The organism is Caballeronia arationis, assembly GCF_001544975.2.
Classification (GTDB): Bacteria; Pseudomonadota; Gammaproteobacteria; order Burkholderiales; family Burkholderiaceae; genus Caballeronia; species Caballeronia arationis.
Genome location: NZ_FCOG02000205.1, coordinates 1 through 7519, shown reverse-complemented (window position 1 = coordinate 7519; position 7519 = coordinate 1). Strand labels below are relative to the sequence as shown.

The 7519-nt window shown below is 59.2% G+C and carries 5 protein-coding genes; 1 reads left to right on the top strand and 4 read right to left on the bottom strand.

Annotation, left to right across the window (positions count from 1 at the left end; translation table 11 throughout):
• Positions 1 to 199 precede the first annotated feature (199 nt).
• Both AWB81_RS38915 and recD2 read right to left on the bottom strand, forming a co-directional pair.
• Positions 200 to 391, bottom strand: coding sequence for a hypothetical protein (locus AWB81_RS38915; protein WP_062643514.1), 192 nt, complete (start codon positions 389 to 391; stop codon positions 200 to 202).
• Positions 392 to 716: 325 nt separating this feature from the next.
• Positions 717 to 2906: an SF1B family DNA helicase RecD2 gene (gene recD2, locus AWB81_RS38910; RefSeq protein WP_062643511.1), complete on the bottom strand. Its 2190-nt coding sequence runs from the start codon at positions 2904 to 2906 to the stop codon at positions 717 to 719.
• A 135-nt stretch (positions 2907 to 3041) separates the two neighbouring features.
• Between recD2 and AWB81_RS38905 the strand changes: the two genes are divergently transcribed.
• On the top strand, positions 3042 to 4820 hold the full coding sequence (locus tag AWB81_RS38905) for a hypothetical protein (protein WP_062643509.1): 1779 nt from the start codon (positions 3042 to 3044) through the stop codon (positions 4818 to 4820).
• A 258-nt stretch (positions 4821 to 5078) separates the two neighbouring features.
• On the opposite strand, the gene AWB81_RS38900 is transcribed toward AWB81_RS38905, so the two are convergent.
• A complete protein-coding gene (locus AWB81_RS38900; RefSeq protein WP_144444318.1) occupies positions 5079 to 5894 on the bottom strand; it encodes a hypothetical protein in 816 nt (271 codons plus the stop codon).
• A 367-nt stretch (positions 5895 to 6261) separates the two neighbouring features.
• Positions 6262 to 7479 (bottom strand): ISL3 family transposase, encoded by a 1218-nt coding sequence (locus AWB81_RS38895; RefSeq protein WP_087135505.1) that lies wholly within the window; start codon positions 7477 to 7479, stop codon positions 6262 to 6264.
• Positions 7480 to 7519: the final 40 nt, after the last annotated feature.

The following is a 7519-nucleotide window of genomic DNA, read 5'->3' as shown; positions in this document are numbered from 1 at the left end:
CACACACTCTGTGATAACGTCATGATTGGCTCCGGTCGTCCACGGGTCTTCGGACCCATTGAGCTTCGAGCTCGTACATCGCTGGGCACGTCCCAGCCGGCTCGACCGGAGCCACCTTACACCGCCAGCGCTCCGCAGTCACCCGTACAACTCGTCGGTCTGAGGCGGAGCCTCGTTAGACATTAGCTGAATGTCTTCGTCAGAGAATCCGCAGATACCGGATTTTCCCGATATGCGGCGAGCGCTTTAGGATCAGGTCGGTGATGTATTCAGGCAGGAGCGCGCGCGGCACATTAGCCGGTACATCTTCCACGAGCTGCGATGGGACGTGGACGATAAATTCGTCCGGCGCATTCTTCAGGCTGTGTTCGTAGCTGACGCGATAATCCATGACTGTCCTGACCTTGGAGGGTGATCCTTCTGAGCAGGATTTTATCAGCGCGCTACGCAGGGACGCCGCATAATGGTCTGTCGCCATCCCGGGGTATTCGTATTTCGCGGTTGATTTCGTCTTGTGCTGTGCGATGGATACCGACAGACGTCGATGGCCGCGGGGGCGTCGCAGAACGGAGATGAAAGGCCGTTCTAAATGGATCTGCGCATGGCGTGACAGTGCAGGCCACGCGAGTCACCGCTTCGCCTGGAGAAGGAAGCGGGTGTGCCGCCCCAACTGGCCGAAGACGGCCTTAGGCAGCGTTTGCATTGACACGCGCGGATCAGGGAGATAACCATTCTGCGAGTTTCGACCAGCGACGTTCGGTTTGCTTGCCCTTGACCGCAATCGCCAGTGCACGCTTTTGCCCGACCAGTACAACGAGGCGCTTGCCTCGCGTGATGCCGGTGTAGATCAGGTTCCGCTTGAGCATCATGTAGTGCTGCATCGAGACGGGAATCACCACAACCGGATATTCCGATCCCTGGGATTTGTGGATGGTCGTCGCGTAACACAGCACCAGCTCATCCAGTTCGCCAAATGCGTAGGTTACGATGTGCTCATCAAAGGTCGCTGTGAGCTCCTGCTCTTCAGCGTCGATGTGGGTCACAAATCCGATGTCGCCGTTATAGACGTTCTTGTCGTAGTTGTTCTCGATCTGCATGACCTTATCGGCTACGCTGAAGCGATAGCCAAACTTCTCGATACTGTGTTCGCCCGGCGGGTTCAGCGCCTCCTGCAACATCTGGTTGATGCCGCGAGCACCGGTCAGACTGCGGTTCATCGGGCACAGCACCTGAATATCGCGCACGGGATCCAGCTGGAATTTTCTGGGTAGCCGGGTCTTGACCAGGTCTACGACGGTTTGGGCAATCGCTTCGGGTTCATCAGCGGACACGAAATAGAAATCCGACTCTTCGCCTTTTTCCGGTAGGGACGGAAACAGACCCTGATTGATCTGGTGGGCGCTCCGGACGATGCGCGAAGTGGCGGCCTGCCTGAACACCTCGGTGAGGCGCACGACAGGCACCGCGCCCGACTCGATCAGATCCGCGAGAACCTGTCCAGGGCCAACGGACGGCAGCTGATCCACGTCCCCGACGAAGATCACCGCGGTGGCGCTCGCCACCGCCTTCAGCAACTGGTTCGCCAGCGGCACGTCAACCATCGAGCACTCGTCGGCCACCAGCAGATCACATTCGAGCGGCGATTCCTCGTTGCGCTTGAATTGCCCATTGGCTGGATTCACTTCAAGCAGCCGGTGGATCGTCTTGGCTTCGAGCCCGGTCGATTCCGACAACCGCTTGGCCGCCCGTCCGGTTGGCGCGCACAACAACGCCTTCACCTGTTTTGCACGCAGGATCGTCAGTATCGAATTGACCAGTGTCGTCTTCCCGACGCCAGGCCCGCCCGTGATGACCAGCAGCTTTGACGAGAGAGCCAGACGGATAGCCTGCTTCTGGCTATCGGCAAGCTGGATCGCGAGCTTCTGTTCAACCCACGGAATTGCCTTGTCGGCGTCAAGTGCGGTCCATGGCGGCGATGCAGACTTCAGGCGCTGCACCTGCGAGACGATGGAACGCTCGGCGTTGTACAGCGGCGCGAGGAAAACGCTCGGAACGCCGTCAACGGTATCGGCGATCACGACTTCCTCTGCCAGTTCCTGGTCGATCGCATCCTCGATGATGGGTTGCGGGATTTCAAGCAGCTTCACGGCAAGCGACACAAGCTGGCTCCGCGGCAAGCCGCAGTGGCCTTCTCCGGCTGCTTCTGACAACGCGTAGGAGACGCCGGCCCGCGCACGCAGCGGGGAGTCATGTGCGATACCGATCTTCTGCGCGATGGTATCGGCCGACAGGAACCCGATGCCACGAATGTCCCGGGCCAACCGGTAAGGATTTTCCGTGACGATAGCGATGGCGTCCTGGCCATAGGTTTTGAAAATGCGCACGGCGCGAGACGTCGAAACGCCATTGCCATGCAGGAAGACCATGATCTCGCGGATGATCTTCTGATCGGCCCAGCCCGAGGTGATCTTTTGGGCACGTATCGCACCAATCCCCTCGACCTCCCGAAGCCGCTCAGGTGTCTGCTCAATGATGTCGAACACGGCGGCACCGAAGGCCCTGACCAGCCGACCGGCGTATACCGGACCGATACCCTTGACCATCCCGGAGCCGAGGTAGCGCTCGATGCCATTCAGCGTGTTCGGTGGCGAAATCCTGACGAAGACCGCCTTGAACTGTCTGCCGTGCTCGCGATCCGTGACCCACGTACCCGACGCTGAGGCGTACTCCCCTGGCGCTACGGTCGGAGTGTGCCCGACCAGGGTGATGAGTTCACGCTCGCCCTTGACCTTCAGCCGCAGGACGCAGAAGCCGCTATCAGCGTTGTGGAACGTGACGCGCTCTACGAGTCCAGCGAGGCGATCCGGTTCGGGCCTGGGCGCGGCGTTAGGTGGACTTGCTGACATGAATGAGGCGCGGCTTGTCGTATCGCTATTGAAATTCTGACAGGATTGGCATCCTACCTTGTAACAAGGCGAACGAGCCGTAGATGTCGAAGATAATGCGGGTCATCTTCCCTGACAGACACACCAATTTTGCTGATGAACACGTTGAACGAAGTGCTCCCCCGCCTCACCGTCGACCAGTTGAAATCGCTGATGCGCTGGCTCCCTGACGCCTCCCCCACCGGCAGGAAAGACCTGCTGGTCGGGGCGATCCTGCGAAGTCTCGCCGGGGACGGACTGCGAGCACTCTGGGATCGTCTGGACGACATCCAGCGTATGGCGGTGGCGGAGACCGCATACGCCCTGGACGGTCTCTTTGATGGAAACCGGTTCCGGGCGAAATACGGACGGTTGCCCGATTTCACGGTCAAGGAGAGTGGCCGCAGCTATTCGTATTATGGACCGCCGACGGCATTGGGCCTCTTTTTGTATCACCAGGATGGGTGTTACAGCCTGCCCGATGATCTGCGAGAGCGACTAAAAGCCTTCGTGCCCGAACCTGAGCCCGTCAGGCTGAGCACAATCGAAACGCTTCCGGAGGAGATCGGCGAAAACCGGCTGACGATGCGACACACCGAGCGCGATGCCCTGGTGGATCTGTCGGTTCTGCTGCGTCTGACGGATCAGGGCAAGATCCAGGTCAGCGACAAGACATCGCTGCCCGGCGCAGCCACGCTGCGCCTGTTGACGGAGAACCTCGCTGGCGGCGATTTTTATGCCCACAAACCTAGGCAGGATCAATGGGATCAGGAAATCGGCCCGATCAAGGCGTTCTCGTGGCCGCTCATGCTTCAGGCTGCCGGACTGGCGCAACGGAACGGCAGCAAACTGGCGTTGAGCACAGCGGGACGGAAAGCTTTGGCTTCCTCCCAAGCCAGCGTCTTGGGCACGATCTGGAACAAGTGGCTCAAATCCAGTCTGTTTGACGAGTTCAGCCGCGTTGACGTCATCAAGGGGCAGAAATCGAAAGGTCGCGTCATGACTGCCCTGGCGCCCCGTCGCGCCGCTATTAATGGAATACTGCGGCTCTGTCCGGTTGGAGCGTGGATCGACGTCGATGACTTTTCCCGGTTCATGCAGGCGACCGGTCACACGTTTGACGTGACGCACAACCCTTGGAAGCTTTACATCAGCGACGCGCAATATGGCAGCCTCGGCAATAACGGCTTCCATCATAGTTGGGAGATTCTGCAGTTCCGCTATCTGCTCTGCGTCCTGTTCGAATACGCCGCCGCCCTCGGCATCATTGATGTCGCCTTCATCGAACCGACTGAAGCGCGTAACGACTTTGGCGACCTGTGGGGGACGGACGATCTGGAATTCCTAAGCCGCTACGACGGCCTGATCTACTTCCGCGTGACACCGCTGGGTGCCTGGTGCCTCGGATCGGTTGAAGATTACACGCCCACTCCGATCCAGCCGAGCGTCAGGCTTTCTGTCTTGCCCAGTCTGCAGGTAAATGTCGTCGGCGGAAGCCCGTCGACGGAAGAATCGCTAACGCTGGATACCTGGGCCGTAGAGGCAACGGATAAAAGTTGGCGGCTGGACCGCCAAAAGGCGGTTGGAGCGATTGAAAAAGGGTGCGACATTGCCGAATTTCGAGCGTTTCTGCAGAGCCGGGAAGACCAGCCCCTGCCAGAAACGGTGGAGTCCTTCATCAAGGCCACGGAGAAACAGGGCAAGGCGCTGAAAATCTCGGGCACCGCATTGCTGATCGATTGTGAGAATGCGGAAATCGCCGCCATGATCGCCACGCATAGAGAAACGGCCGGTTTGTGTATACGCGCCGGCGATCGACAACTGGTGGTCCGGCTTGAAAACGAAGAGAAATTCCGGAACTTAATTCGCATTCTGGGCTTCGGCATGACTGTCTGAGGCGCTGGCTCGCGGAGCATCAGGCAACGCCAGCACCCCCGTCTACTGCCAGGTCATTGCACGTCCCAGCCTTGGCGGCTTGCGGCTCGTCGCGACGGGGCGCACCCGATCCTAAGCGGTCGAACAGCGCTTTTCACAGCGGTCGTTCGGCACGGCATTGGACGGTAACGAAAGGCCTGGCGTTCTCCGACAGGCCTGTAAGGAGAATCAGATGTGCTGGTGGTTTTGCACTTACTCCAGCGCTGGTCTCAACCCGCGTCAGCCTAAATGGTTGAGACTGGGAGAGCCAAGGACCGTAGCGGCCGGGGAGCGAGGGGCAGGTTTGATCAGCGCTTGCGCAATGTCCACGACCTTCTGAAAGACCAGGTCCGTGCGGTTCGAGATGAGACTGACGCCATACGTCTTTTCCCTGCCCAAGTTAGTTTGGGCCCACCCCGCCGAATAGACGATGACAGGGATGCCGGGCTGGATGCTCTGAACCACCTTGATCGTGTTGAGGCCGGCGTCGCCCTCCTGACCCCGCTGCATGTTGGTGATGACCACATCGAAGGACTGTGCCAGCCTAAATGCTTCCGATATGACGTTATCGTTTTGGATCTTGACGACGACAAACCCGAGCTTCTGGAAGGCGACCTGCAGGTTGATGTTGTTTCCGGGATTCGGATCGACCCAGAGCATGCGCAAGGCCGTCGAGGCAGCGGCAATACCAGAAGCGTCCAAACTATGTACCGCCTGTGTGGCGAGTTTTTGGGCAGCTTCTGGGGGCGCTGGGGTCAAGTCACCCTCTGCCGGTGCGGACAGCGCGTTCGCAATACTCTGTGCCGTCTGCACGGACATCGAGAACGGGCCAGCATAAATTTCGCCAGTCTGGATGTACGGACTTAACCGCGCGATGTCACAGACAAGGGCCGTATGATGGTTGGCAACGAACAATATGACCCACACAGCAAATACAGGCCACGCTAGAGTCGAGACGAGCGAGTTGACCGCTGGCAGCACCGTTGCGAGCGGCAGAATTGGCGATGGCTTTGGTTCGGGTGGTAGAACTGATTTGTCGTTTGGTGCGTCTGCCATTTCGCGCTCCGATCACTGAGGGCATGTTGGACAGGGCGACCGTCCCGTGACCGAGCCCCCCGGTGGAATTGCCTAGCATGCGCTTCAGCGTTAGATTTGGACAGTACGGTTTGTACGCAGGAATTTAGGATACGACGGGGCGTTTCTAACTACGTTTGGCGATTGTCAACGATCTCTGGAGCCGCGTCGAATGTCTCAAACTGGCCGCGTGCTGCCCGATGCGACCGGCATACGTCGGCCGCAACATTCCTCGAGCACCGTCGGCGGCTGTGCGTCGAAGGCCTAGATCATGTTGACATCTCTGTTGCTGGGAAACCACCGGGGATCGTTAAAGAGGCTATTTCAAAAGTGGAGTGGGTGATGCGGCTTACGAGGCATGTTGGTTGAAGGCCGAGAAGTCGAGCTTTCCGGCGATGAGGAACAGCACGGTTCGCATGGTTTTGAAGCTGACGTATCCCCGGGCCTTGCGCTTGGCAGCTTGAAACAGGCCGTTGATGGATTCAATGAAGCCGTTGGTCTGGCGCGTCTGGGCCCAGGCGACGATGCGGTCGAAATGACGAAGGATCATGCGTGCGACGTCCTTCATCGGTTCGACCTTGGAACGCATGACGCCGGTGCACCACCGGCGCAGCATCTTAGAGAGCACATGGATCTGCTTGCGATCGAGAATCTCGCGCAGCTGCTCGCGGTACATCCAGGCACGGGCGGTGCGGTTCGTGGTGTACTGGCTGATCAGCGCCTCGAGATCGGTCAGTTGCGCGAGGTTGAGCTTGTCAGCATCCTTGAGCAACGACCAGCGCATGCCCTTCAGTGCGGGATCGGTCTTCTGATGTTCGCGGCGCACACCATCGAGCGCTTTGGACGCGTGCGCCACCACATGAAATTTGTCGAACGTGACGCGCGCATCGGGCAGATGCTCGTCCACGCCTCTGATGAAGGCGGGCGACATGTCGATGCTGACCGATTTGATCTGCGCAGGCGTTGCGTTGTGTTCCTCCAGGTGATTGGCAAAGCGTTCGACAACGCCTGCATCCTTGCCCGGCGTGACGAAGACCACGCGCCTGCCGTCCATGTCGGCGACCAGCGAGACATAGTCGTGGCCACGTCGGCACGAAGTTTCGTCAATGGCCACCGCGGTGACTTTGGACAAGTCAGTCGCGGACGCGGCCAGGTCCACGTAACGATCACAGATGGCCTTCACGCGATACCACGACAGGTTCACCAGACGGGCTACCGCCGCAAATGTCATCTCCCGGCACAGCGTCAGCACGAGCGCTTCAAACAGCAGCGCAAATCCATCCAGCTTGCCCATCCAGTCGGGTTCTGCCAACCGCACCGCGCCGTCCGGCAAGCGCACGCGCGGCACCCGGACCTCGAGATAGCATTCGTGCTGAAAGAAGTTCAGGTGCCGCAGCCGCTTGATTTGCGTGTCGTGCACCGGGTGCTCGCCGGCGACGCCGGGGTAGGCGAAGCGGCTGCCGGCAACAAAGTCCACGGCAATCGTGAGCTGCCGTTTGGCCGCGTCAAAGTCGACGCCCTGCACGTACCACCTCAGGATTACCCACAATTGTAAAGATAGTCCTATTCGTTTTGCCGGAAGAGCCGATACATCTTAGTGACTTCGT